23 protein-coding genes are annotated in these 24,027 nt (G+C 69.1%); 6 read left to right on the forward strand and 17 right to left on the reverse strand.

Annotated features, from left to right (window positions below):
* Positions 1 to 48: 48 nt before the first annotated feature.
* The gene (locus IAI58_RS10370; RefSeq protein WP_207445960.1) at positions 49 to 282 is read left to right on the forward strand and encodes a hypothetical protein; all 234 of its coding nucleotides are present in this window, start codon (positions 49 to 51) and stop codon (positions 280 to 282) included.
* A 128-nt stretch (positions 283 to 410) separates the two neighbouring features.
* On the opposite strand, the gene IAI58_RS10375 is transcribed toward IAI58_RS10370, so the two are convergent.
* Positions 411 to 1,598: an aminotransferase gene (locus tag IAI58_RS10375; protein WP_207445961.1), complete on the reverse strand. Its 1,188-nt coding sequence runs from the start codon at positions 1,596 to 1,598 to the stop codon at positions 411 to 413.
* 22 nt (positions 1,599 to 1,620) lie between these two features.
* Positions 1,621 to 2,265: a DNA-3-methyladenine glycosylase family protein gene (locus IAI58_RS10380; RefSeq protein WP_207445962.1), complete on the reverse strand. Its 645-nt coding sequence runs from the start codon at positions 2,263 to 2,265 to the stop codon at positions 1,621 to 1,623.
* Between the two features lie 105 nt (positions 2,266 to 2,370).
* On the opposite strand from IAI58_RS10380, the gene IAI58_RS10385 reads away from it, so the two are divergent.
* Both IAI58_RS10385 and IAI58_RS10390 read left to right on the forward strand, forming a co-directional pair.
* Positions 2,371 to 3,117: a response regulator gene (locus tag IAI58_RS10385; RefSeq protein ID WP_207445963.1), complete on the forward strand. Its 747-nt coding sequence runs from the start codon at positions 2,371 to 2,373 to the stop codon at positions 3,115 to 3,117.
* Positions 3,118 to 3,124: 7 nt separating this feature from the next.
* On the forward strand, positions 3,125 to 4,465 hold the full coding sequence (locus IAI58_RS10390) for an ATP-binding protein (protein ID WP_207445964.1): 1,341 nt from the start codon (positions 3,125 to 3,127) through the stop codon (positions 4,463 to 4,465).
* Here the strand turns inward: IAI58_RS10390 and IAI58_RS10395 are convergent.
* From IAI58_RS10395 to gltX, 3 genes are all read right to left on the reverse strand, one after another.
* Positions 4,462 to 5,220 (reverse strand): DUF6065 family protein, encoded by a 759-nt coding sequence (locus tag IAI58_RS10395; protein ID WP_207445965.1) that lies wholly within the window; start codon positions 5,218 to 5,220, stop codon positions 4,462 to 4,464. The genes IAI58_RS10390 and IAI58_RS10395 overlap by 4 nt on opposite strands.
* Positions 5,221 to 5,286: 66 nt before the next feature.
* The gene (locus tag IAI58_RS10400; protein WP_207445966.1) at positions 5,287 to 6,480 is read right to left on the reverse strand and encodes a M20 aminoacylase family protein; all 1,194 of its coding nucleotides are present in this window, start codon (positions 6,478 to 6,480) and stop codon (positions 5,287 to 5,289) included.
* An 18-nt stretch (positions 6,481 to 6,498) separates the two neighbouring features.
* A complete protein-coding gene (gltX, locus tag IAI58_RS10405; protein ID WP_207445967.1) occupies positions 6,499 to 7,890 on the reverse strand; it encodes a glutamate--tRNA ligase in 1,392 nt (463 codons plus the stop codon).
* A gap of 265 nt (positions 7,891 to 8,155) precedes the next feature.
* On the opposite strand from gltX, the gene IAI58_RS10410 reads away from it, so the two are divergent.
* Positions 8,156 to 10,225, forward strand: coding sequence for a ComEC/Rec2 family competence protein (locus IAI58_RS10410; RefSeq protein ID WP_237182300.1), 2,070 nt, complete (start codon positions 8,156 to 8,158; stop codon positions 10,223 to 10,225).
* On the opposite strand, the gene lexA is transcribed toward IAI58_RS10410, so the two are convergent.
* The 8 genes from lexA to IAI58_RS10450 form a co-directional block, all read right to left on the reverse strand.
* Entirely contained in the window at positions 10,219 to 10,938 is a 720-nt protein-coding gene (gene lexA, locus IAI58_RS10415; RefSeq protein ID WP_207445968.1) for a transcriptional repressor LexA, read from the reverse strand. The genes IAI58_RS10410 and lexA overlap by 7 nt on opposite strands.
* Before the next feature lie 104 nt (positions 10,939 to 11,042).
* Positions 11,043 to 12,248 (reverse strand): molybdopterin molybdotransferase MoeA, encoded by a 1,206-nt coding sequence (locus IAI58_RS10420; RefSeq protein ID WP_207445969.1) that lies wholly within the window; start codon positions 12,246 to 12,248, stop codon positions 11,043 to 11,045.
* Positions 12,248 to 12,760 carry a cyclic pyranopterin monophosphate synthase MoaC gene (moaC, locus tag IAI58_RS10425; RefSeq protein WP_207445970.1) on the reverse strand — a complete coding sequence of 171 codons (513 nt, stop codon included), beginning with the start codon at positions 12,758 to 12,760 and terminating at the stop codon, positions 12,248 to 12,250. Before moaC ends, IAI58_RS10420 begins: the two co-directional genes overlap by 1 nt.
* Positions 12,761 to 13,567, reverse strand: a complete 807-nt coding sequence (trpC, locus tag IAI58_RS10430) for an indole-3-glycerol phosphate synthase TrpC (RefSeq protein WP_207445971.1) — start codon at positions 13,565 to 13,567, stop codon at positions 12,761 to 12,763. It abuts the gene before it with no gap.
* A gap of 56 nt (positions 13,568 to 13,623) precedes the next feature.
* Entirely contained in the window at positions 13,624 to 14,643 is a 1,020-nt protein-coding gene (gene trpD / locus IAI58_RS10435; RefSeq protein WP_207445972.1) for an anthranilate phosphoribosyltransferase, read from the reverse strand.
* Positions 14,643 to 15,245 carry an anthranilate synthase component II gene (locus IAI58_RS10440; protein WP_208775927.1) on the reverse strand — a complete coding sequence of 201 codons (603 nt, stop codon included), beginning with the start codon at positions 15,243 to 15,245 and terminating at the stop codon, positions 14,643 to 14,645. The genes trpD and IAI58_RS10440 overlap by 1 nt, the downstream gene beginning before the upstream one ends.
* Before the next feature lie 49 nt (positions 15,246 to 15,294).
* Entirely contained in the window at positions 15,295 to 16,803 is a 1,509-nt protein-coding gene (gene trpE, locus IAI58_RS10445; RefSeq protein WP_207445974.1) for an anthranilate synthase component I, read from the reverse strand.
* Entirely contained in the window at positions 16,800 to 18,707 is a 1,908-nt protein-coding gene (locus IAI58_RS10450; RefSeq protein WP_207445975.1) for a peptidylprolyl isomerase, read from the reverse strand. The genes trpE and IAI58_RS10450 overlap by 4 nt, the downstream gene beginning before the upstream one ends.
* Before the next feature lie 130 nt (positions 18,708 to 18,837).
* On the opposite strand from IAI58_RS10450, the gene tpiA reads away from it, so the two are divergent.
* Both tpiA and IAI58_RS10460 read left to right on the forward strand, forming a co-directional pair.
* Positions 18,838 to 19,572 carry a triose-phosphate isomerase gene (tpiA, locus tag IAI58_RS10455; protein ID WP_207446094.1) on the forward strand — a complete coding sequence of 245 codons (735 nt, stop codon included), beginning with the start codon at positions 18,838 to 18,840 and terminating at the stop codon, positions 19,570 to 19,572.
* Between the two features lie 59 nt (positions 19,573 to 19,631).
* Complete coding sequence (locus IAI58_RS10460; protein ID WP_207445976.1) at positions 19,632 to 21,029, forward strand: dipeptidase; 1,398 nt, start codon at positions 19,632 to 19,634, stop codon at positions 21,027 to 21,029.
* Positions 21,030 to 21,105: 76 nt separating this feature from the next.
* Here IAI58_RS10460 and IAI58_RS10465 read toward each other — a convergent pair whose 3' ends face one another.
* From IAI58_RS10465 to lipA, 4 genes are read right to left on the reverse strand one after another with little or no spacing between them, the layout of a single operon-like run.
* Positions 21,106 to 22,173: a threonine aldolase family protein gene (locus IAI58_RS10465; RefSeq protein ID WP_207445977.1), complete on the reverse strand. Its 1,068-nt coding sequence runs from the start codon at positions 22,171 to 22,173 to the stop codon at positions 21,106 to 21,108.
* 57 nt (positions 22,174 to 22,230) lie between these two features.
* Positions 22,231 to 22,458, reverse strand: a complete 228-nt coding sequence (locus tag IAI58_RS10470) for a hypothetical protein (RefSeq protein WP_207445978.1) — start codon at positions 22,456 to 22,458, stop codon at positions 22,231 to 22,233.
* A gap of 41 nt (positions 22,459 to 22,499) precedes the next feature.
* Positions 22,500 to 22,979, reverse strand: coding sequence for a type II toxin-antitoxin system RatA family toxin (locus IAI58_RS10475; RefSeq protein WP_207445979.1), 480 nt, complete (start codon positions 22,977 to 22,979; stop codon positions 22,500 to 22,502).
* Entirely contained in the window at positions 22,979 to 23,992 is a 1,014-nt protein-coding gene (gene lipA, locus IAI58_RS10480; RefSeq protein ID WP_207445980.1) for a lipoyl synthase, read from the reverse strand. Before lipA ends, IAI58_RS10475 begins: the two co-directional genes overlap by 1 nt.
* Positions 23,993 to 24,027: the final 35 nt, after the last annotated feature.

The raw sequence follows: 24,027 nt of genomic DNA on the forward strand, positions 1-24,027 counted from the left end.
CCATCATCTGCTTGACGGAAGAGTTCATGATATGTTCATGTTCTTCCCATGCCGCAGCAACCTGCCTTCTCCCTCGCTACCCCCCCGCTGCGGCAGCGGCCGCAATGGTCGCCCCGCGCGTCTTGGCAGGTCGCGCGGGTATCTCCCCTTCGCCGCCTGCGGCGCGGCGTCGCGCAGGTGCGGCTGCATCCCTGGCTTCGGGAAGGAATGGTGGGGGGCATCCTCGGCATCATGGGCGGATGGGTTGCCGCCTATGCCGCGCTTTGGCTGACAGCCCCCTGACAGCCGGGTGCTGAGGCCCGGCTTGTTGTTCCGCCCGGCCGTCGGCAGGGTGACGCGCCCGCACCTTTACCCTTCCTCCAGGAACTGGGCCGCCACCTGACCGTCATGGGCGGAGCAAGGTTCCGCCGTCAGGCAGTGACCAGCTTCTCGGCCTGAGACAGGCGGAGCGGGACCGCCGCCAGGGTTGCTACTTCGGCATTGGCGAAGGCCAGGCGCAGGTGGCGCTGCTGGCCCGGCCCGAAGAAGGGACCGGGGAGGGTGAGCAGACCATGCCTGGAAGCCAGGGCCTCGGCGGCTTCCAGGGCATCCGGCATGTTTGCCGGCAGCCGCAGATACGCGAAATACGTGCCCAGCGCATCGATCTTCCAATCCGGCGCCTCAGTCATGGCGGCACGGAAGGCGCGGGCCCGCTCAGCCATGATGGCGCGGTTGCCACGGCGCCAGTCGCGCAGAGCCGGCACGGCCCAGGCGAGGGCCGTCTGCGCGGCGCGCGGGGGGCAGATCTGCATGGTGTCCAGCAGCTTCGCCAGTTCCGCGCGGAAGGCCCCGCCGCCGAGAATGGCGCCGACGCGGTGGCCGGGGATGCAATAGGCCTTGGCGAAGGAATAGAGCTGCACCACGCGATCCTGCCAGTCCGGGTCCTGGAACAGCTGGTGCGGTGGCGGAGCGCCTTCCGGCAGGAAATCGCGATACGTCTCGTCCAGCACCAGCCAGATGCCCTTGCGGCGGCAGGTATCGGCGATCCGCGCGATGATCTCCGGGGGATAGATGGCGCCGGTCGGGTTGTTGGGGCTGACCAGCACTACCGCGCGCACCCGGGGCGTCAATGCGGCTTCCAGCCGCTCCGGGTCGGGCACGAAGCCCTCCTCGGCACGGGTCTCGAAGGGCAGGGCATCGATGCCCAGAAGCTCCAGCGCCATGCGCTGGTTGAAATACCAGGGTGTCGGCAGCAGCACGGCATCGCCGATACCGGCCAGCACCGTCATGGTCATGGTGAAGGCAAGGTTGCAGCCGGCGGTGATCGCGACCTCGGCGGCGCCAATGCCGGCGCCGTAGAAGCGGGACAGATCCTCCGCCAGCGCTTCCCGCAGCGGCGCTTCGCCATCGATCGGCCCGTAGCCGGCGCAGGCGAGGCTGCCGGCGGCGCTGGCCAGCCGCTCCAGCATCCCGGGATGCGGCGGATAGCCGGGCACCGCCTGCGTCAGGTCGATCATGGGCCCGGCGTCGCCGGCATAGCGGGCCGCCCAGGCGCGGGCGGTGGGGATGGGCGGCGCGGCGGTGGCGGCGGCGCGGGGCGAGAGGCGAAAGCTTGGCATGATGGCGGACAAGGTGACATGCCTAGTCCGACTCGCCAACGGGCCGGCCGGTCGCATGCCGCCAGTGGTGCCAGAGCAATCGTGCCGCCAGCGAGCGCCAGGGGCTCCATTGCTCCGCCGCCAGGGTGAGCTCACGCGGGCCCGGGCGCTGCGGCAGGCCCTTCAGATGCGCCAGCGCGCCCGCCAGCGCGACATCCCCATGGGGAAAGACATCAGGCCGCGCCTCGGCGAAGATCAGGTGGACCTGCGCCGTCCATGGCCCGAGACCGCGTTGTGCGGCCAGATGGGCGACAGCTTCGGCATCCGTCATCTCCGGCAGGGCGTCCAGCTTCAATCCGCCGTCCAGGCAGGCTTTCGCCAGGGCACGGAGATGCACCACCTTGGGGCGGGAGAGGCCGGCGGCGCGCAGTTGCTCGTCGGTCAGGAGCAGCATTCCCGAAGGTTCAAGCGCTCCGGGAAGGGCGGAGAACCGTCGCCAGATGGCTCCGGCCGCCTGGTTGCTGATCTGCTGCCCCAGGATGGTTCGCGCCAGCCCGGCGAAGCCGCGCGGCCGCCAGCGCCAGGGCAGGGGGCCCGCAGCGGGCTCGATGCGGGTGAAATCCGGGTCCAGGCGGCAGAGGGCCTCGATTCCCGCCCGGAACCAGGGCGGCGGAGCGGCGCCGGTCACGTGGGGCTTACCGAATTGAAACGAAAGGAAACCGAGCGCAAGGCGGCAAAAGCCTGTAACAATGGTCGCCGGCATACGCGCCATATCATTGTTATGGTCGAAGTCATGGAACCGCCTCCGCATATCCTGGTTGTCGACGATGATCGGGAAATCCGCGATCTGCTGTCGAAATTCCTCGAACGGCAATCCTGCCGGGTCACCGCCGCGCGCGATGCCCGGGAGGCCCGCCGCCTCTGGCCGCTGGGTCGCTACCACCTGGTGGTGCTGGACCTGATGATGCCCGGCGAGTCCGGGCTGGATTTCGCCCGCTGGCTGCGCAGCCACTCCGACGTGCCTATCGTCATGCTGACGGCGATGAGCGAGGAGACCGACCGGATCGTCGGCCTGGAGCTGGGCGCCGACGACTATGTCGCCAAGCCTTTCAACCCGCGTGAGCTGCTGGCGCGCATCCGCGCCGTGCTGCGCCGGGCGAGCGGGGAGAGTGGCAACAGCCAGGAGCCACCACCCAAGGCCATCCGCTTCGCCGGCTGGACGCTGGAGCCAGCGCGCCGCCGCCTGCTGAACCCCGATGGGGTGGAGGTGCCGCTGACCGGCGGCGAGTACGAATTGCTGATGGTGTTGGTGGAGCGGCCCAACCGGGTGCTGACCCGCGACATGCTGATGGACCTTCTGCGTGGCCGCCAGGCCGGGCCCTTCGACCGCGCCATCGATGTCGCCGTCTCCCGCCTGCGGCGCAAGCTTGAGGATGACGGGCGCAACCCCAGCCTCATCAAGACGGTGCGCGGTGGCGGTTATGTGCTGGCCGCGACGGTGGAGAAGACCTCGGAGCGTGTCGAGGGCGCCACAGGGTGATCTGCCGATGATGCGGCGCCTTCTGCCGCACAGCTTGGCCGGCCGCACGGCGGTCTTTCTGACGCTGGCCCTGATGCTGGTCCAGGCAGCCGGACTCACCATCCATGCTCTGGACCGGGTCGACCTGCAGCGCCTCGGCGTCTCGCGCGAGATCAGCGCGCGTGCCTTCGGCATCTGGCGGACCGTGCTGCTGGCGCCGTCGGACCGGCGCGAAGCCATGCTCTTCGATATCGAGCTGCCGGAGGGACTGGCGGCCGATCTTTCGGACATGCCGGCGGTGCGGCCGGGTATGCCCCGCGCGCCGCTGGCGCTGGTGCGGCTGTTCCAGCTGGACCTGATCGCCTCCAGCCCGCCGCGCTTCCGGCCGCGCGAGGCCCTGGTGGCCAGCGGCCCGCGCCCGGGCGTGCTGATTCTGGCCATGCGCCTGCCCGACGGCCCGTGGCTGAATATGTGGCTGACCCTGCCGCCGCCCCGCCCCTGGCATTCCGAGACCTTCCTGGTCGCCTTCGTGCTGATGACCGGCGCGGCGCTGGCGCTGATCCTCTGGGCGACACGGCGAATGGTGCGCCCGGTCTCCGCCCTGGCCTCGGCGGCGGACCGGCTGGGCCGCGACGTCAATGCGCCTCCGCTGCCGGAGACCGGCCCCAGCGAGGTCGTCACCGCTGCCAGGGCCTTCAACACCATGGCTGAGCGTATTCGCCGTTTCGTGGGTGACCGGACGCAGATGCTGGCCGCCATCGGCCATGACCTGCGGACGCCGATCACCCGGCTGCGGCTGCGCGCCGAATTCATGGACGACGATGAGCAGCGCCGGAAGATGCTGGCTGACCTGGACGAGATGGAGGCGATGGTGAATGCGACCCTTGCCTTCGCCCGTGACGATTCCGCCACGGAGCCCTCGGTCGCGGTGGACCTGGCGGCGTTGTGCCGCACCGTGCTGGACGAGGCCGCGGATGCCCGGCCGGAACTGCCGGCGGAGGCGATTTCCTACAAGGGGCCGGACCGCCAGCGCATCCGTGGTCGCCCTATCGCCCTGAAGCGGGCGCTGTCCAATCTCGTGGCGAACGCGCTGAACTATGCCGGCAACGCCTGTGTGGTCCTGGAACCCCCTTCCAATGGCCTGCTGACGCTGCGGGTGGAGGATGATGGCCACGGCATCCCGGAGGATGCGCTGGAAGCCGTGTTCCAGCCCTTCCGCAGGCTGGAGGTCAGCCGCAACCGGGAGACCGGCGGCACCGGGCTTGGCCTCCCGATCGCCCGCAATATCCTGCGCGCCCACGGTGGCGATGTCGTGCTGCGGAACCGCCCTGAGGGCGGGCTTGTCGCGGTGGTGACGCTGCCGGTCTAGCCGGGCGCCACCTCCGGAAAGGGGCGGGCCTGCACCTTCGTCGCATGGCCGTGGATGGCGCCCTCGCCAGCCGGGGCCTGCCCGCGATGATAGTGGCGCTGCCAGCCCTGTGCCTGCGCCGGGCTGCCGCTTCGCTTCAAATCGGCATTGAAGCTGGTCCTCTGCTGCCGCCAGATGTGATGGGCGGCATGCAGGGCGGCGTCCTCGGACAGCGGGCGTGTCTCGGGCCGCATGCCTGCGACGATGTCACGCGGGACGGGAAAAAAGAAGCAGATCGGTTCCCCCGCCGTGAATCGCACGCTGTGGAAGGGGCGGGTGAATCGCCAGTTCATGGTGAAGGTCATTGGCGCCCAATCCGTCTCCACCACGCCAGAGAGAGGGGCTATCCCGTCCGTCGGCGTATTGGGCGGGCCGGAAACCCAGAGGTTGATGCCCGGCGGCGTTCGGAACAGCGCACTGACATGGAAGGTCAGCACGCCCATGCCGAAATGGCTCAGCGGTGGCGGCCCCGCCTGGTCGATCATCTTGATCGCGATGTCGTTGGCGCCGTTGCCGCCATTCCAGACGGCATCGAAGGTGCATTCCCCCAGCACCACCCAGCCATGGCTATTGGCGATGGTCAGCGGCAGGCAGCGATAGGGAAAACCCTGGCCGCCATCCATCCAGTCCCGGCGAACCGGGGCAGGCTGGATGGGCGGCAAGGCCTGGTCGAGAGTATAGGCGATCAGGCGCCGGTCCGAGGCATCATTGGCCATTCTGGCCTCCCTCCACACATGCGGAGAGGATAGAGGCCCCGGATTAACAGGCGGTGAAGGCGGACCTCAGGCCGCCGCGCCCATCTCCTGCCGCACCAGGCTCACCCAATAACCGGCGCCGAAGGGAATGGCGTCGTCGTTGAAGTTGTAGGTGGGCGTGTGCAGCCCTTCCGAGGTCGCGCCGCCGGCACCCTGACCCATGAACATGAAGGCGCCGGGGCGGGCCTCCAGCATATGGGCGAAATCCTCGCCACCGGTGGTCTGAGGGGCGTTCGGATCCACGCGGCCGTTGCCCACCAAGGCGCCGGCGGCGGCCAGGGCGATGCCGGTCTGCTCGGCATGGTTCACCAGGGCAGTAGTGCCGCGCAGGTATTCCGGTTCCGCCGTGCAGCCGAAGCTGGCGGCGACGCTATGCGCCAGTTCCGCGAGCCGCTTCTCCATCAGGTCCCGCACGGCAGGCACATAGCTGCGCGAGGTGCCGCCAATACGGATTTCCGACGGCATCACATTGACCGAGCCGAAGGACCCGCCCGCGACAGCGCCCACGCTGATCACCGCCGCATCCACCGCGGCCACATTCCGGCTGACGATGGTCTGTAGCGCCATGATGAATTGCGCCTGGACCACCGTGACGTCGGTGGAGAGATGCGGCGCGGCGCCACCATGCCCGCCCGTGCCGCGGAAGGTGACGAACCAGCGGTCGCTGGCCGCCAGGGCCGGCCCGACGCGGGTGGAGAAGGTGCCAAGCGGCAGGCCCGGATCGTTGTGCAGGCCATAGACGGCATCGACCGGGAAACGGTCGAAGAGGCCGTCCTCCAGCATGGCGACGGCGCCGCCACGGCCTTCCTCGGCCGGCTGGAAGATGAAATGCACGGTGCCGCCGAAATCCGGATGCCGGGCCAGGTATTTCGCCGCGCCCAGCAGCATGGTGGTATGGCCGTCATGGCCGCAGGCATGCATCTTGCCCTGGTGCCTTGAGGCATAGGGCAGGCCCGTCGCCTCGTTGATCAGCAGCGCATCCATATCGGCCCGAAGGCCGATGGCGCGCTGGCCCGGCAGGCGGCCCTTCAGCGTGGCCACCACGCCATACTTGCCGATGCCCTCCTCCACCTGCAGCCCGTATTCCCGCAGCTTGGCGGCAACCAGGGCGGAGGTCCGCTCCTCCTCCATCCCGATCTCGGGATGGGCATGGATGTCCTGGCGGATCGCCGCCAGCTCGGGTTGCATCTCGCGCAGGGAGGCGAGCAGCGTTTCGTCCATGAAGGCGGTCCTTTTGCGTCAGGCGGCGGCGCGGATGCGTGCGAGGGCCTCGCCCTTGCCGAGGGCGAAGAGCACGGCATCAATCGGCGGGGATTGCGTGCTGCCGGTCAGCGCGGCGCGCAACGGCTGGGCCACGGCGCCGAGCTTCAGGCTCTTTACCTCGGCATAGTCGCGCAGCCACTTGTCGAGGTCGGCCCGCTCCCAGGGCGCTTCCTCCAGGAAATCCGCCAGGTCGCGCAGCCGCTCCTTGGCCTCGGGCGTCAGCTGGGCGGCGGCCTTGGGCTCAAAGTTCAGCGGGATAGTGGCGATGGCGAAGCCGCACATATCCGCGGCTTCCACCAGCGTGCGGGCACGCGGCTGGATATCCGGCATCAGCGCGCGGATCGTGGTGACCGCGCCTTCCGGCAAGACCGCGCCACGGCCCCGCAGAATGGCCAGCACATCGCCGGTGACGGCATCGGCGTCCTTCTGGCGCAAGTACTGCGCGTTCAGATGCGTCAGCTTGGCATAGTCCATCCGGCTGGCGGCGCGGCCGACATCCTTCAGTTCGAAAAGCTCGATGGCGCGGTCGCGGGGGACGAATTCCTCGTCGCCATGGCCCCAGCCCAGACGCAGCAGGTAATTGCAGACGGCTTCCGGCAGGAAGCCCTGGTCACGGAACTCCAGAGCGCCCACCGCGCCGTGGCGCTTGGACAGCTTGGCTCCATCGGCGCCATGGATCAGCGGGATATGCGCGAAATGCGGCCGCGTCCAACCCATGGCATCGTAGATCATCACCTGGCGGAAGGTGTTCGTCAGGTGGTCATCGCCACGGATGACATGGGTGATGGCCATGTCATGGTCATCCACGACCACCGCATGCAGATAGGTCGGCGTCCCGTCCGAACGCAGGATGATCATGTCATCCAGTTCGCTGTTCCTGACCCGCACCTCGCCCTGCACCAGGTCGTGGATCACCGTCTCGCCATCGCGCGGGGCCTTGATGCGGATGACGGGCTTTACGCCGGCCGGCGCCTCGGCCGGGTCGCGGTCACGCCAGCGGCCGTCATAGCGCGGCGGGCGCCCTTCGGCGGCGGCCTTCTCCCGCATCTCCGTCAGCTCTTCCGGGGTGCAGAAGCACTGGTAGGCCTTGCCTGTCGCTAGCAGCCCCCGCGCCACCTCGGCATGGCGCGCCTCCCGTGCACTCTGCATCACCGCAGGTTCGTCGGGGGAGAGGCCGAGCCAGTCCAGGCTCTCGAGGATCTGGTCCACCGCTTCCTTCGTGCTGCGGGCCTTATCGGTATCCTCGATCCGCAGCAGGTACTGGCCGCCGTGATGGCGGGCAAAAAGGTAGTTGAAGAGGGCGGTGCGCGCGCCTCCGATGTGCAGATACCCGGTCGGGGAGGGGGCGAAGCGGGTGCGGACTGTCATGGGGCTCGGCCAAGTTCCTTGAAGCCAGACGATTACGCCCTGGCTCGCGAGATTTCCTAGGAGTTACCGCTTCTACCACGCCGCATTCCCGCTGTAGAGTGCGCGTGGAGGTTGAGATGCCGTGCGTGTTTTGATCGCTTCAAGCGTGGCGCCGGCCCCAGGCTTCTGGAACCGGATGCGCGAGGCCATCCGCCCCCTTCCATCCGCTACGATAGCGCGCCTGCTCCATACCTTGTCCGAAGCGCTGGCGCCGGAATGGCAGAGGTTGCCGCTTTGGCTGCCGGTCGCCATGGGGATCGGCATCCTGGCTTATTTCAGCCTGCGCCATGAGCCCGACTTTCCCGCCCTGTGGCTGGCGCTGCCGCTGCTGGCCTCCGCGCTTTCACTGGTGCGCCGCTGGCCACTGGCAGCCTGGGCCGTCGCCATGCTGGGCATGGGCGCTTTGGGCTTCGGTATCGCCTCATGGCATGTGCAGCGCCTGCCGCCCCGTCTGGACCTGCCCTCCAAAGCCGTGATCGCCGAAGGCGTGGTCGGGAGCGTGGACAGGCTTCCAGAAGGCCTGCGGGTGACCCTGACCGGGCCGCGCCTCGCCGCCGAAGGTCCGGAGCTGGAACGCTCCATCCGCCTCCGCCTTCGCAAGAACGACCCACTTCTACCCGTTCCGGGTGATCGTCTGCGGGTGAGGGCCCTGGTGCGGGAGCCTGCCATGCCCGCCTTCCCCGGTGCCTGGGACTTCCAGCGCAATGCCTTCCTTCAGGGGCTGGGAGGCTCCGGCTTCGCCATCGGCATGGCTGAACGGCTGGGGGACCCTTTGCCCGCCTCGCCATTCGCCCGGTTGCGCGGCCTGGTGGAGGGCAGGATCGCGCGTCAGGTCCCCGGTGGCGCGGGGGCCGTCGCGGCGGCGCTGCTGACCGGATCGCAAACCGCTATCCCTGAAGACGATATGGTGGCGATGCGCGATTCCGGGCTGGCGCATCTGCTCTCCGTCTCCGGTTTGCACATCGCCATCGTGATGGGACTGAGCTTCGGGCTCGTGCGCTTTCTGCTGGCGCTGTCGCCATGGCTCGCCCTGCGCTGCGACGGCAAGGTGGTGGCGGGGCCGGCCAGCCTCGTCGTCGGGCTCTGCTACGTGTTGATGACTGGCGCGCAGGTGCCGATGCTCCGCAGCTTCGCCATGGCGGCGCTGGTAACGCTGGGAATCCTGCTGGGGCGCCGGGCCTTGTCGCTTCGGACCCTGGCCGTCGCCGCGACCGCCGTGATGCTGATGCAGCCCCATGCGGTGATGGGCCCCTCCTTTCAGATGAGCTTCGCCGCGGTCCTGGTGCTGATCGCCGCGAACGAGGGGGCTGGACCTTGGATGGCCCGATGGCGGTCAGGGAAGGAATGGTGGCGCAAGCCGGGCCTGATACTCATCGGGCTGGTGATGACGTCGCTGCTGGCCGGGCTGGCAACCACGCCCTACGGGCTGCACCACTTCGGCCGGCTGCAGCTCTATGGCGTGATCGCCAATGGTATCGCGGTGCCGCTGACCTCCATCCTGGTCATGCCGGCGGGCATGGCAGCCATGGTCCTGATGCCGCTGGGGCTGGAGAGTTGGGCTCTGGCCCCCATGGGCTGGGGGGTGGAGGGTATTCTGCGTGTGGCCCACGCCGTCGCCGGCTGGCCCGGCGCCGCGCTGCTGGCCAGGCCCATTCCGGCCTGGGGGCTGGCGCTGACCAGCCTCGGGATGCTGTGGCTCTGCCTCTGGCGAGGGTCCTGGCGCCTGCTGGGGCTGCCGATGCTTCTGGCCGGCAGCCTCTCCGCGGGGTGGGCGGCCCCGCCGGATATCCTCGTCTCATCCGATGCACGGCTGATCGCCTTCCGAACGTCAGAGGCGGTCTACCTGCAACGTGCCACTGGTGCTTCCAGTCTGGTGCGAGAAAGCTGGCTGCGTAGCTGGGCGGAGGAGGAAGCGGTTCCAGTTCCCATGGAAGGGCGCACGGCGGATGGCGCACTGGATTGCACTCCGACAGCCTGCCGCTTCCAACCTGCGCCGGAGGGGCCTGCCGCCATGCTGCTGCGTCCTGAAAAGACACGCCGGAAGGAGACACCGCCACCCATCCAGGCGGCAGCGTATTGCAGCAAGGCGGCCTTACTGCTGTCGCCCGAGCCGATCCGTGGCAGATGCCGCGACACCGCCAAGGTCGACCGCTTCACCGTCTGGCGCGATGGACCGCAGGCCATCTGGCTGGATGCGGCAGGACCGCGCATCCTGTCCGATCGGGCATGGCGTGGCCAGCGGCCCTGGATGCCGCCGCCGCCGCGCCCGGCCTGGGAAAAGGCCGCCGCTCAGTAGCGGCGCAGCAGCCCCACCAGTTTCCCCTGCACCTTCACCCGGTCCGGGCCAAAGATGCGGGTCTCATAAGCCGGATTGGCGGCCTCCAGAGCGATGGAATTGCGGTTGCGGCGCAGCTTCTTCAGCGTGACCTCGCTGTCGTCCACCAGCGCGACCACCACATCGCCGTTCTCCGCGACCTCGCCCCGGCGGATGATGACGGTATCGCCATCCAGTATACCGAGGCCGGTCATGGAATCGCCGGCCACCTCCAGCGCGTAGTGGTCGCCGGAATGGAGCAGCGCGGCCGGGACCTCGACGCTGCTGCCCTGGTCACGCAGCGCCTCGATCGGCTGGCCGGCTGCGATGCGGCCATAGAGCGGCAGCTGCACCGCCGCGGCATCGGCGGCGCCCTTCTGCACCCCATGCAGATGCGGGGCGAAATTGCCGCGAATGACATTGGCGGGGTAATTGGGCGCGGTCGTGCGCGAGATGGCATCGGCAGCGCGCGGCGCCACGCTGTCCGGCAGGCGCAGCACCTCCAGGGCACGGGCGCGGTGCGCGCGCCGCTTCAGGAAGCCGCGCTCTTCCAGTGCCGTGATCAGGCGATGGATACCGGACTTGGAGCGCAGCTTCAGCGCCTCCTTCATCTCCTCGAACGAAGGGGAGAATCCGGTATCGCGCAGGTGCTGGTCGATGAACATCAACAGCTCGTGCTGCTTGCGCGTGAGCATGCGGAGACCTTCCCTAGAATCGGAGCCGGCCTGCGAACAAACCGGAAACTGTCCAAATGTTCTACGGAAGTTCTCTTGCCCGGGTCAACCGGTTTTCACGGGTTTCAGACCCCTAACTCGGCCAAAATCAACACGTCCACCGTCTCGCCGGCCTCCAGGGGCGGTGCATGGGGCTGACGCAGCAGCAGGGCATCCGCCCGCGCCATGGTCTTGAGCATGGAGCTATCCTGGCGCGGAAAGGCCGTGGCGATCCAGCCTCCTCCCGCATCGGTGGAGAGCGACGCGCGCAGATAATCGGCCCGGCGGTCATTCCCGGCCAGGGGCGCTCCCAGGATGGCGCGCCGCACCGGGGGCGACAGGCCAGGGCGGCCGCCCAGGGCCGCGATGGCGGGCCACAGGAAGACGATGCCACAGACCAGGCTGGAAACCGGGTTGCCGGGGAGACCCAGCAGCGGCGTGTCGCCCAGGCGGCCCCAGATCAGCGGCTTTCCGGGCCGCATAGCGATCTTCCAGAAATCGAGGGCGAAACCCTCCGGGCCCAGCGCCTTCTGCACCAGATCATGCTCGCCCACGCTGGCGCCTCCCGTGGTGACCAGCAGGTCGCAGCCGCGCGCCGCCCGTGCTGTCGCGGCGATAGCCGGGGCATCATCGGGAGCGATGGGCAGGATCAGCGGCGCACCGCCGGCCGAGCGCACCAGCGCCGCCAGCGCATGGGCGTTGGAAGAGACGATGCCCCCCGGCGCCAGGGGCTCGCCGGGCAGGGAGATCTCGTCGCCGGTCGCCAGGATGCCGATGCGCGGCGCGCGATGAACGCCCAGCCAGGGGTGGTTGGCCGCCGCCGCCAGCCCGATGTCGCGCGCGGTCAGCTTGCGGCCCGCGGGCAACAGCTCCTCGCCGAGCTGGAAGTCCAGCCCGGCACGACGGATCCAGCGGCCGGGCTGGACGGCTTCCTTTGCCGCGACCTCGTCACCGCTGGCCTCGGCATCCTCCTGCAGCAGAATTCCATCTGCGCCGGCAGGCAGTACGGCACCGGTAAAGATACGCACGGCCTGCCCCGGGCCAATTTTACCGGCAAAGGGGTGCCCGGCCGGAGCTGCGCCGATCACGGTCAGGCGCGCGCCTTCCGTCGCGTCCGCCGCGCGTACGGCATAGCCGTCCATGGCCGAGACATCGGCGGGTGGCTGGGTCAGCCGGGCCAATACCGGAGATGCCAGCACCCGGCCCCAGCCTTCCGAGAGGGCGACGGTCTCCGCCCCTACGGGCTGTAAAGCGCCGAGAATGCGGTTAAGGGCCTCCTCGACCGAGAGCATCAGACAGCCTCCCAGAGCCCGGACTTGCCGCCTTCCTTGCGCGTCAGGCGTACAGCCTCCACGCGCATGCCGCGGTCGATGGCCTTGCACATGTCATAGACCGTCAGCGCCGCGACCGTGACCGCCGTCAGGGCTTCCATCTCCACCCCCGTCTGTCCCGTTGTCTTGGCCGTCGCCTCGATCTCAACCGTATCGGGCGACACCGGAACCAGATCCACCTTCACGGAGGACAGGGGCAGGGGGTGGCAGAGAGGGATGAGGTCCGCCGTCCGCTTGGCGCCCATGATGCCCGCCAGCCGCGCCACGCCCAACACATCCCCCTTGCCGATGCCGCCCTGCAAGATGGTCTCCAGCGTCGCGGGCGCCATCATGACGCGCCCGCGTGCCACGGCGATGCGGGTGGTGGCGGGCTTGGCTGAGACATCGACCATCACCGCCTTGCCCTCGGCATCGAAATGCGTGAGGCCGCCAGCCGTCCCGCCCGGCGGCCTGTCCTGGTCCTTGGCGGACATTCAGGCCTCGACCATGGCGCGGGCGGCGGCGGTGAGGTCAGGCTGGCGCAGCAGATGCTCGCCCACCAGGATGCAGTGGGCGCCGACACGCGCCATGCGCCGCACATCCTCCGGGTCGCGAAGCCCGCTCTCTGCCACCGGGATGCGGTCGGCCGGTACCAGCTGTGCCAGCCGTTCGGTCGTGGAGAGATCGGTCCGCAGAGTCCGCAGGTCACGGTTGTTGATGCCGATCAGGCGGGTGTTCAGGCCCAGCGCGCGTTCCAGCTCCCGCTCGTCATGCACCTCGGCCAGGACCGACATATCCAGGGTACGCGCCACATCCTCCAGCTCATTCGCCTGTGCGTCGGAGAGCGCGGCCAGGATCAGCAGGATGCAGTCGCCGCCCATGGCCCGCGTCTCGAAGACCTGCCAGGGGTCGATGATGAAGTCCTTGCGGAGCACCGGCAGGCCGCAGGCGGCGCGGGCCTCCATCAGATGCTCCGGCGCGCCCTGGAAGTATGGGGCATCCGTCAGCACGGAGAGGCAGGAGGCGCCGGCGGCTTCGTAGGCCCGGGCAATGGTCGCGGGCTCGAAGGGGTCGCGGATGAGTCCGCCGGACGGAGAGGCGCGCTTGATCTCGGAGATCAGGCCGATCCGTCCCTCTGCGACGGCAGTGCAGAGGGCGCCGGTGAAGTCGCGAGGCTTGCCGGCACCACGCGCCCGGCGCTCCATCTCATCCAGCGGGGTGGCGGCGGAGCGGGTTCGCACCTCCACCTCCTTGTCGACCAGGATCCGCAGCAGCGTGTCGGGAAGGGGTGGGGCATTCATGGTCGGGACTCTTTCTCGCGCGGGCGGGCGCGCGGCATTCGGTGCGGAAGAGGTAGTCATGGAGCCGTCGTGGCGATGGAGGCGGCACGCAGCCGCTCCAGCATATCCAGCGCCGCGCCATCGTCGATGGCGCGTGCCGCGCGTCCCGCCGCCGCGGGGAGATCATCCGTCTTGCCTGCGACGATAAGGGCGGCGGCGGCATTCAGCAGGACGCAGTCACGATAGGCGTTACGCGTGCCCCGCAGAAGCGCGATCAGCGCAGCCGCGTTCTCGGCGGGGTTGCCGCCCAACAGCGCCTCGGCTGGGGCGCGGGGCAGCCCGGCATCCTCGGGCGTGACGGTGAATTCACGGATGCTGCCGTTCTTCACCTCCACCACGTTGCTGGGGCCGGCGAGGGTGAGTTCATCCAGGCCCTGGCCATGCACCAGCCAGGCATGCTCGGTGCCGGTCCGCGCCAGGGTCTCGGCCATTGGGCGCAGCCATTGCGGTGCGAAGGCGCCGGTCATCTGCCGCTTCACGCGGGCAGGGCTGCTGAGCGGGCCCAGGAGGTTGAAGATCGTGCGCGTGGCGAGCTCCACCCGGGGGCCGGCAGCGTGGCGGAGCGCCGCGTGGTGGCGCGGCGCCGCCAGGAAGACCATGCCGACGCGCCGCAGCACCTCGGCCAGGGCCGGGATCGGCATGTCGAGGTTGACGCCCAGCGCCGCCAGGACGTCCGAGGCGCCGGATCTGGAGGAGAGCGCCTTATTGCCGTGCTTGGCCACCGGCACGCCGCAGGCCGCCACCACGATCGCCGCGGCGGTCGAGATATTCAGCGTGCCGGCGCCATCGCCACCGGTGCCGACGAGGTCGATGGCACCGGGAGGTGCCTCGATGGCGGTCATGCGCGCACGCATGGCACGGACGGCGCCGGTCATCTCGGCCACCGTCTCGCCACGCACGCGCATGGCCATCAGCAGGCCGGCGATCTGGGCGGGGGTGGCCTCGCCCTCCATGATGATGCCGAAGGCCTTCTCGGACTCATCCTCGGTCAGGGTCTCACCCAGCGCCAGCCGCGCCAGGACAGGCTTCAGCGACATCAGGCAGCCCGGGCCTGTGCCGGCAGCGCGACGCCCGCCATGGTGAGGAAATTACGCAGCAGATCGTGGCCGTGCTCGCTTGCGATGCTCTCGGGATGGAACTGCACGCCCCAGATCGGCAGATCGCGGTGCGCGAGGCCCATGATCAGCCCGTCCTCCGTCCATGCCGTGACCTCCAGCGCCTCGGGCAACCCCTCGCGCCGCACTACCAGCGAGTGGTAGCGGGTGGCCCTGAAGGGGTCGGGCAGGCCGGCGAAGAGATCGGTGTTCCGGTGCCGCATCTCCCAGACCTTGCCATGGATCGGGGTGGGCGCGCGCTCCACCACGCCACCGAAGGCCTGGCCGATGGCCTGGTGGCCCAGGCAGACGCCCATCAGCGGCACCCGCGCGGCGGCGGCGGCCTCGATCAGCGGCAGGCAGATGCCAGCTTCCTTCGGCGTGCAGGGGCCGGGGGAGAGCAGAATGGCCTCGGGCTTCAGGTCCATGGCTTCCTGGACCGTCAGCGCGTCGTTGCGGCGCACCTCGATCTGCGCGCCCAGATCGCCCAGGAAGTGGTAGAGGTTGAAGGTGAAGCTGTCGTAGTTGTCGATCAGCAGGATCATGGCTGGCAATCCTTCGGGCGGCTGAGGGGAGCGGTGGGGGCGGCCGGGTTCATTGGCCGCCAGCGGCAAAGCGCACCGCCTCCTCTGCGGCGCGTACCAGGCCGCGCGCCTTGGCCCTCGTCTCCTCGTATTCCGCCAGGGGGTCGGAATCCGCCACCACGCCGCAGCCGGCCTGGATATGCATGACGCCATCCTTCACCAACGCAGTGCGAAGGGCGATGCAGGTATCCATCCCGCCATCAGCGCCGAAATAGCCGATGCCGCCCGCGTAGAGGCCGCGGCGGGAGGGCTCCAATTCCTCGATGATCTGCATGGCCCGGACCTTGGGCGCGCCGGAGAGGGTGCCGGCGGGGAAGCCGGCCGAGAGCGCGTCCAGCGCCGTCAGCCCTTCCCGCAGCTTGCCGCGCACCTCGCTGGCGATGTGCATGACCTGGCTGTAGCGCTCGACATTGAAGCTCTGCGTGACCTTCACCGAACCGATCTCGGACACCCGGCCGACATCGTTGCGGCCGAGGTCGAGCAGCATCAGATGCTCGGCGCGCTCCTTTTCGTCAGCCAACAGCTCCACCTCCAGCGCCTTGTCCTGCTCGGGCGTCGCGCCACGGGGGCGGGTGCCGGCCAGGGGCCGCACCGTCACCTCGCCATCGCGCAGCCGCACCAGGATCTCCGGGCTGGCCGCGACCACGGCGTAGCCGCCGAAGTCGAAATACACCAGGAACGGCGCCGGGTTGATCCGCCGCAGCGCGCGATACAGCGCGAAGGGTGGCAGCGCGAACGGGATGGAGAAGCGCTGGCTCGGCACGATCTGGAAGCAGTCGCCGGCGCGGATGTATTCCTTCGCTCGCTCCACGACGGAGACGAATTCCTCCTTGGTGAAGTTGGAGGAAGGTTCGGGCAGCGGCGGCAGCCGGGCGGGCGGGGCAGGGCGGGGCACCGGCCGGTCCAGCGCGGCCTCGGCCTCATCCAGCCGTGCCTGGGCGGCGTCCCAGGCCGCCTGCGGGTCAGTGCCGTCGGCCCAGACCGGGGTGGAGATGATCATGGTGTCCCGCACATGGTCGAAGACCAGGACGAGCGTCGGGCGGATCATCACTGCCTCGGGGATGCCAATGACGTCGGGCTTCAGACTGGGCAGGCTCTCGATATGCCGCACCATGTCGTAGCCGAGATAGCCGAAGAGGCCCGCCACGATGGGCGGCAGGCCGGCCGGAAGCGGCAGGCGGCTGGCATCGATCTGCTCGGCCAGGCTCTCCATCACCGGCTTCTCCACCGGCACGAAGGCGTGGGGGGCGGAGAGGGCGTGACGGTTGATCTCCGCGCGGCCATCCCGGCTGCGCCAGATCAGGTCCGGCGCCAGGCCGATGGCGGAATAGCGGCCGCGCGCGGCGCCGCCTTCCACGCTTTCGAGCAGGAAGGCGTTGGGGCGATCCTTCGCCAGCTTCAGGAAAGTGCCGACCGGGGTGTCGAGATCCGCGACCCGCTCCCGCCACAGCATCTGCCCCTGCCAGGCGGCGAGGCCGGCAGCGAAGGTGGCGAAATCGAGGTTGCGGTGCGCGTTCATCGGGCGGTGACCTGTCCCATCATGGTGGGGTTGAGAGTGACGTCGGCACTGCGACGCAGCGCCTCAAGATACTGGGCCTCGAGATCGCCGAGCATCGCCTGCTCGACTTCCGTACGGACCCGGCCGAGGCCGAGCGGATCGGCGTCGGGATCGACGCGGAGGATCTCCATGGGCTGACCGATGGCGAAGCCATCGGCAGTTTCGGCCATGGTCGCGTCATTGGACGGCACGGTGAAAAGCCGCTCCAGCAACTCGGGCGGGGGACTGTTGCGGCCATCGCCCTGCGCATCCGGCTGGCGCGGGAAGGGGCCGACACGGCGGGCTTCCAGCCCGGCCTCGCGAGCCGCTTCCGGCAGGCTCTTGCCGCCCTTCACGGCGCTCAGCAGCGCGGCGGCGCGCTCCTCCTGGCTGCGGCGACGGGCATCCTGCATCCAGGCGGCGCGAACCTCCGGCTCGACTGCCTCGAAGGCCTTCAGGGTGGCGGGGATGACTTCCTGCAGCTCGAAGGCGAAGAGGCCGGATTGCCCGGCCTCGGCGAGGCGTGGCGCCTGGCCAGGCTCGGCGGCGAAGATGGCCTGCAGCGCCGCATCGCGGCCGGCGCTGCTCAGATGCAGGTCCGCCGGCGTGCCGTCCTGGGTCAGGCCGCGCGAATCGATGGTCAGCCTGGACAGAGGAAGGCCGAAACGCTGGGCAGCTTCCTCGAGCGTCGCGCCGCCGCCCAGGGCATCCTCGACCTCGTTGGCGCGCTCATAGGCCAGGTCGGCGGCCTTTTCCCGGACCAGCTCGGCGGTCAGCTCCGGGCGCACCTCATCGAAACTGCGGGCATGGCCCGGCTCGATGCCCGTGACCTTCAGCACATGCCAGCCGAATGCCGTCTGCACGGGCTCGCTGACCCCATCGGCGGGCAGGCTGAAGGCGGCATCCGCCAGCGCCGGTACCGGCAGCGCCGCGCGGTCCAGGCTGCCGAGGTTGATGGCCTGGCCGCCCGCGGCCTGCGCGGCCTCCTCGATGGAGGCGAAGCTCGCCCCGTCGCGCCACTGCCGGGCGATGGCCTCGGCGGCCTCACGGCTCGGCATCACCGCCTGCTCGATCTCCCGGCGCTCGGGCGTCTCGAACTGGGCGCGGCGGGCCTCGAAAGCGGCATGAAGTTCCTCCTCGGTCGGCTGGATCTCGCTGGCGACGACGGCGGGCGAGAGGGTGGCCAGCACGAGGCGGCGGTATTCGGGGGCCGAGAAGCGGTCGGGATTATTTTCGTGGTAGCGGCGCAGCTGCGCCTCATCCGGGGCCGCGGGTTCCCTGGCATCGGCCAGGGGCAGCGTGACGACATCGGCGACGCGGCGCTCCTGCTGCCACTTCAGCAAGGGCTTGGTCATGGCATCCGGGCCGGCGGCACCGGAGCGAACGGCGCCGATCATCTGCTGGCGCTGCAGGTCGGCCTGCAGCAGGGCGAGGAATTCAGGCTCCGTCAGGCCGTTGTTGCGCAGGAAGTTATCCAGCAGCGCACGGCTGAACCGGCCATCTGAACCATGGAAGGCAGGGATGCTCCAGACATACTCCTGCAGCGCCTGGTCCGGCGCCACGACGCCCAGACGCGCGGCTTCCTGGCGCTGCACGCGGTCCATGATCAGGCTTTCGACGGCGCGGCGCGCCACGCCCTCGGAGATCTGCGGCGTGATGTCGAAGCCGCTGCCCAGCTGGCGCTGGATGCGCGCGATTTCCCGCCGGGTGGCCGTTTGCGCCTCCGGCAGTTCCACGGGGTCGCCATTGACCCGGGCGACCGCGTGGTCGGTGCCGAAGTTCCGCACGACATCCTCAATTCCCCAGATGCCGAAGGAGAGGATCAGCAGCAGGAAGAGGGCCTTGGCGAGCCAGGTGCCGGCGAGGCGGCGCAGCGCAGTGAGCATTGTGTCCCGCGAAAATAGAGAAGTACGCCGGACCATAGGGAAAAGGGTGACGGTTGCCAAACGCCACTGGCACGGGTAGCGGCTTGGATCAGCGAATTAACCCTGAAGAGGTAGCCGGATGACCCCTGGTGTGCGCCCCCTGATCGCAGGCAACTGGAAGATGCACGGCACCCTGGACTCCGCGCGGGAGCTGGCCTCCGGCGTTGCCTCTGGCGTCGCGTCCGGGGCCGATCTGCTGGTGTGCCCCCCCTTCGTTCATCTGGCCCCCGTGGCCGGGGTGTTGGGCGGCAGCAGCGTCGCGCTCGGTGCGCAGGACTGCCATGCCGCAGCCAAGGGCGCACATACCGGTGATGTCTCCGCGCCCATGTTGGCCGATCTGGGCGCCCGCTTCGTCATCCTCGGCCATTCGGAGCGCCGCTCCGACCATGGCGAAAGCGACGCCGTGGTGCTGGCCAAGGCCGAGGCAGCCCTGGCCGCTGGCCTGACCCCGGTGGTCTGCGTGGGCGAGAGCGAAGCCCAGCGTGTCGCGGGTGAGGCCGAGGCGGTGGTGGCGGGCCAACTGGCCGGCAGCCTGCCGGAGGGCTTCGCCGCTGCCGGCGGCGTGGTGGCCTATGAGCCCGTCTGGGCCATCGGCACCGGCCGCACGCCGACCGAGGGCGACATCGCCGCCATGCATGCCCGCATCCGCGCCGAGCTTCAGGCCCGCTTCGGCGAAGCCGGCGGCAAGCTGCGCATCCTCTATGGCGGCTCGGTCAAGCCGGGCAATGCCAAGGCCATCCTGGCGCTGCCGCATGTGGACGGTGCCCTGGTGGGTGGCGCCAGCCTGGTGGCCGCCGACTTCCTGGGAATCGCCATGGCGGTCTGAGCGCGGACCGTGGATGGCCTTGCGTCCTGGCCATCCACGGCGCGACATTCAGCCGCACCATGACCCATACACAGATCGATCAGGTTCTCGCCGCGCTCGACGCGGCGCGGGCCGAGACGGAAGCCAGCCTCATCGAATGGCTGCGTATTCCCAGCATCAGCGCCCAGCCGGCCCATGCGCCGGATTGTCGCAGCGCCGCGACCTGGATCGGCAGCCAGCTCGAAGCCCTGGGCTTCTCCGTCGGGCTGCGTGAGACGCCGACGCACCCTGTCGTGATGGCCACCCATCCCGGTCCCGGCCCGAATGCGCCGCATGTGTTGATCTACGGCCATTACGACGTGCAGCCGCCGGAGCCGCTGGAGCTCTGGACCAGCCCGCCCTTCGACCCCGTGATTGTCGCCGGGCCGCGCGGCCGGCGCGTGGTGGCGCGCGGCGCGGTGGACGACAAGGGCCAGTGCATGACCTGGCTTTCCGCACTGCGTGCCTGGCACGCGGTGGCCGGCGGCCCGCCCGTGCGGGTGACGGTGCTGGTGGAGGGCGAGGAAGAGGTGGGCAGCCCCAACCTCGACGCCGTGCTGAAGGCCGAGAAGGATCTGCTGGCCGCCGACGTCATCGTGGTCAGCGACACGAATATGTGGGCGCCGGGCGCGCCGGCCCTGACCGTCAGCCTGCGCGGCATGGTCTATACGCAGATCGACCTGCGGGTCGGCAGCCGGGATCTGCATTCCGGCCTCTACGGCAATTCGGCCGGCAACGCCCTGAACATCCTGACCCGCGTGCTGGGCGACCTGAAGGACGAGAACGGCCGCATCAAGATTCCCGGCTTCTATGACGGCGTGATCGAGCCCGGCGCCAACCAGCGCGCCGAATGGGAGGCGCTGAACTTCGACGAGGCCGCCTTCCTGGGCCAGAACGGCCTTTCCGTGCCGGGTGGCGAGAAGGGGCGCGGTGCCCTGGAACGGCTCTGGGCCCGCCCCACCGCCGATATCAACGGGATCTGGGGCGGCTACATGGGGGAGGGCTCCAAAACGGTCATCGCCTGCGAGGGGCATGCCAAGCTCTCCTGCCGTCTTGTGCCGGGGCAGGACCCGGAGAAGATCCTGGAGGGTATCCGGCAGTTCGTGCAGGCGCGCATCCCCGCCGATGCCAGCTTCGAACTGCGGAGCTTCGCGAGCACCCCCGGCCTGTCGATACCGACCGACTCGCCCTATCTGGCGGCGGCCAGGGCGGCGCTGGAGGATGAATTCGGCAAGCCGCCCGTGCTGACGGGCGGCGGCGGCTCGATTCCGGTGGTGGAGAGCTTCAAGCGGATCCTCGGGCTGGACAGCCTGCTCATGGGCTTCGGCCTGGATGACGACCAGGTGCATAGCCCGAACGAGAAGTTCGAGCTGACCTGCCTCCATGCCGGTGCCCGCAGCCATGCCCGGCTGCTGGCCCGACTCGCGGCCCGGGTCTGAAAGGGAGCGGCGCTTCAGAGGCCGCCGCACCCGGCCGGAAGGCCGCCTGGGGGCGGCCTTCCGGCGCCGGCGAGGGTCAGGCCTGCGCCAGTTCCCCACGAATGATGGACAGGGTTTCGTCAACCATCGGCGCCGTGACGTCGAGATGCAGGCAGGCGCGGATGCGGCCGCCGAGCATGGAGATCTGCACGCCCTGCATCCGCAACCTCGTCACGAGCGTCGCGGCGTCCATGCCGGCACCCGCGGGGTCGAAGAAGACGAGGTTGGTGTCAGGCTCTTCCACCACGACGCCGGGAACCTGCCGCAGGCCACGCGCCAGGGCCTTGGCATTGGCATGGTCTTCCGCCAGCCGGTCGATATGGTGGTCCAGCGCATGGATGCAGGCGGCGGCGCAGATGCCGGCCTGGCGCATGGAGCCGCCCAGCCGCTGTTTCCAGCGCCACGCCTGGTCGATGAATTCGGCCGAGCCCGCCAGTACGGCGCCCAGGGGTGCGCCGAGGCCCTTGGTGAAGTCCAGCCAGACCGAATCGAAACCGGTCACCATCTCGTCCGCCGGAATGCCGCTGGCCACCACGGCGTTCATAAGCCGGGCGCCATCCATATGCGTGGACCAGCCCTGCTCGCGCGCCACCGCGACGACGGCATCCAGTTCCGCCTGCGGCCAGACGGCGCCGCCGCCGATATTGGCCGTCTGCTCCACCTCCAGCAGGCGCTGCGGCGGCGCATAGCGGGTGGCCGGGCGGATGGCAGCACGCAGGGTCTCGGCGCTGAACATGCCGCGCGGGCCCTGGAGCGGATGGATCTGCACCCCCGCCAGCGCGGCATGCACGCCGCCCTCGCTGGAGAGGATATGCGCGGTTTCATGCGCCAGCACCTCCTCGCCGGGGCGGCAGTGCGTGAGGATGGCGACGACATTGCACATGGTGCCGGAAGGCAGGAATACCGCCGCCTCCTTGCCCATCAGCGCCGCCATCCTGTCGCACAGGGCATTGACCGTCGGGTCGTCGCCGAACTGCTCGTCTCCGACCTCGGCCGCCATCATCGCCTCCCGCATGGCGGCGGTGGGACGGGTCTGGGTGTCGGAATAGAGGTTGATGCGGACGGGAGGTGCGCCGGCGGGCGGGCGGGCGGGAGCATGGACCATGAGGCGGATGACCTTCGCGCTAGGGCAGCAGAGGCCGGCCCATGCCGGCCGTTGGGGTCAGTCGTACACCTCGCGCCAAAGATAAAGCGCGAGCTTGATGATGAAGATGATGCCAGCGATCACTGTCCCGGCGAGCAGGACAGCGCCAATATTCTCCCAGATCCTCGCGTCATAATCCGGCAGCCATGCCAGTTGAGGCACCGTCTCGCGCAAGCCGCGGATGAGAGGCTCGATCCAATAAAGACTCAGAGCGAAAAAGCCGCAGAGGAAGAGATATTTCAGCATGGTTATGCCATTCATATCCCTTCCAGAACGCGGAGCAAGGCCTAGACCCCGGTGGAAGGCTTTGGTGCCGCCGCCGCCGTGGCTGGGGGGTTACGGCCGTAGAGGATCATGGCGCGGCGCTCGAAGCTGCGGACCATCAGTCGGACGGCCTCGTTGAAGACGACACCGATCACCGCCTGCAGCAGTCCGCTCCTAAACTCGAAATCGACGAAGAAATCGACCTCGGTGCCGCCCTCGATCGGCTTGAACTTCCAGGTGTTGTTCAGATACCGGAAGGGGCCATTCTCGTATTGCACCCGGACTTCATGCGGCCGGTTCAGCTGCACGCGGGAGCGGAAGCTCTCCCGGAACATCTTGAAGCCGATGGTGAGATCGGCGATCAGTTCCGTCTCGCTCTGGCTGATAACCCGGGCCCCTACGCACCAGGGGAGGAACTCCGGGTAGCGGCGGACATCGGCGACCAGGTCGAACAGTTGGTCAGGCGTATAGCGCAGGATGCGCTTCTCGGCATGTGTGGGCATCAGGCCGCGCTGATCCGGGCAGTCGCCTGCAGCTTCGCATGACGGGCATCGCGCAGCGCCGCGAAGTCACGGTCCGCGTGGTAGGAGGAGCGGGTGAGAGGGGTGGCCGAGACCAGCAGGAAGCCCTTGCCACGCGCCAGCCGCGCGTAATCCTCGAACTCGGCGGGTTCCACGAAGCGGTCCACCGCCGCATGCTTGACCGTGGGCTGCAGATACTGGCCGATCGTCAGGAAATCGATGTCGGCGCTGCGCATGTCGTCCATGACCTGCAGCACCTCGATCTTCTGCTCGCCCAGGCCCGCCATCAGGCCGGACTTGGTGAAGATGGACGGGTCCAGCTCCTTCACCCGGTCCAGCAGGCGCAGGGAATGGAAGTACCGCGCGCCCGGCCGGATGGTGGGGTAGAGCCTCGGCACCGTCTCCAGATTGTGGTTGAAGACATCGGGGCGGGCTTCCACCACCACTTCCAGGGCGCCATCCTTGCGGAGGAAGTCGGGGGTCAGGATCTCGATCGTGGTTTCCGGCGCCGCGGCGCGGATCGCGCGGATGACGGCGGCGAAATGCGCCGCGCCGCCGTCCTTCAGGTCGTCCCGGTCCACGCTCGTGATGACCACGTGCCGCAGGCCAAGCTGCGCTACCGCATCCGCCACCCGGCGCGGCTCGTCGTGGTCGAGCGCCTTCGGCATGCCGGTGGTGATGTTGCAGAAGGAGCAGGCGCGGGTGCAGATCTCGCCCATGATCATCATGGTGGCGTGACGCTGGGACCAGCATTCGCCGATATTCGGGCAGGCCGCTTCCTCGCAGACCGTCACCAGCTTGTTGTCGCGCATCAGGTTGCGCGTCTCATGGTAGATCGGGTGCGTCGGCGCCTTGACGCGGATCCAGTCGGGCTTGCGCTTGATCGGGTTGTCTGGCCGATGCGCCTTCTCCGGGTGCCGGAGGGGCTTGGGCGCTTCCACGGTGCTGGAAACGGCGCCGCCGGCACGGTGGTCGATCAGGATGCGGGTGGCCATGCGGGGAATCCTGGTCCTTCCTCGGCCGGGGAAGA

It is taken from the genome of Roseomonas marmotae (assembly GCF_017654485.1).
GTDB classification, from domain to species: Bacteria; Pseudomonadota; Alphaproteobacteria; order Acetobacterales; family Acetobacteraceae; genus Pseudoroseomonas; species Pseudoroseomonas marmotae.

Bases quoted from the DNA above. Each gene is read 5' to 3' on its own strand.
- lexA (WP_207445968.1), bottom strand. From the start codon at position 10,938: ATGCTCACGCGCAAGCAGCACGAGCTGTTGATGTTCATCGACCAGCAC.
- IAI58_RS10450 (WP_207445975.1), bottom strand. From the start codon at position 18,707: ATGCTCACTGCGCTGCGCCGCCTCGCCGGCACCTGGCTCGCCAAGGCC.
- IAI58_RS10395 (WP_207445965.1), bottom strand. From the start codon at position 5,220: ATGGCCAATGATGCCTCGGACCGGCGCCTGATCGCCTATACTCTCGAC.
- IAI58_RS10370 (WP_207445960.1), top strand. From the start codon at position 49: ATGCCGCAGCAACCTGCCTTCTCCCTCGCTACCCCCCCGCTGCGGCAG.
- IAI58_RS10470 (WP_207445978.1), bottom strand. From the start codon at position 22,458: ATGCTGAAATATCTCTTCCTCTGCGGCTTTTTCGCTCTGAGTCTTTAT.
- IAI58_RS10460 (WP_207445976.1), top strand. From the start codon at position 19,632: ATGACCCATACACAGATCGATCAGGTTCTCGCCGCGCTCGACGCGGCG.
- IAI58_RS10420 (WP_207445969.1), bottom strand. From the start codon at position 12,248: ATGCTCTCGGTCGAGGAGGCCCTTAACCGCATTCTCGGCGCTTTACAG.
- IAI58_RS10385 (WP_207445963.1), top strand. From the start codon at position 2,371: ATGGAACCGCCTCCGCATATCCTGGTTGTCGACGATGATCGGGAAATC.
- trpD (WP_207445972.1), bottom strand. From the start codon at position 14,643: ATGTCGCTGAAGCCTGTCCTGGCGCGGCTGGCGCTGGGTGAGACCCTG.
- IAI58_RS10400 (WP_207445966.1), bottom strand. From the start codon at position 6,480: ATGGACGAAACGCTGCTCGCCTCCCTGCGCGAGATGCAACCCGAGCTG.
- trpE (WP_207445974.1), bottom strand. From the start codon at position 16,803: ATGAACGCGCACCGCAACCTCGATTTCGCCACCTTCGCTGCCGGCCTC.
- IAI58_RS10465 (WP_207445977.1), bottom strand. From the start codon at position 22,173: ATGGTCCATGCTCCCGCCCGCCCGCCCGCCGGCGCACCTCCCGTCCGC.
- trpC (WP_207445971.1), bottom strand. From the start codon at position 13,567: ATGAATGCCCCACCCCTTCCCGACACGCTGCTGCGGATCCTGGTCGAC.
- lipA (WP_207445980.1), bottom strand. From the start codon at position 23,992: ATGGCCACCCGCATCCTGATCGACCACCGTGCCGGCGGCGCCGTTTCC.
- IAI58_RS10475 (WP_207445979.1), bottom strand. From the start codon at position 22,979: ATGCCCACACATGCCGAGAAGCGCATCCTGCGCTATACGCCTGACCAA.
- moaC (WP_207445970.1), bottom strand. From the start codon at position 12,760: ATGTCCGCCAAGGACCAGGACAGGCCGCCGGGCGGGACGGCTGGCGGC.
- IAI58_RS10390 (WP_207445964.1), top strand. From the start codon at position 3,125: ATGATGCGGCGCCTTCTGCCGCACAGCTTGGCCGGCCGCACGGCGGTC.
- IAI58_RS10440 (WP_208775927.1), bottom strand. From the start codon at position 15,245: ATGATCCTGCTGATCGACAACTACGACAGCTTCACCTTCAACCTCTAC.
- IAI58_RS10375 (WP_207445961.1), bottom strand. From the start codon at position 1,598: ATGCCAAGCTTTCGCCTCTCGCCCCGCGCCGCCGCCACCGCCGCGCCG.
- gltX (WP_207445967.1), bottom strand. From the start codon at position 7,890: ATGACAGTCCGCACCCGCTTCGCCCCCTCCCCGACCGGGTATCTGCAC.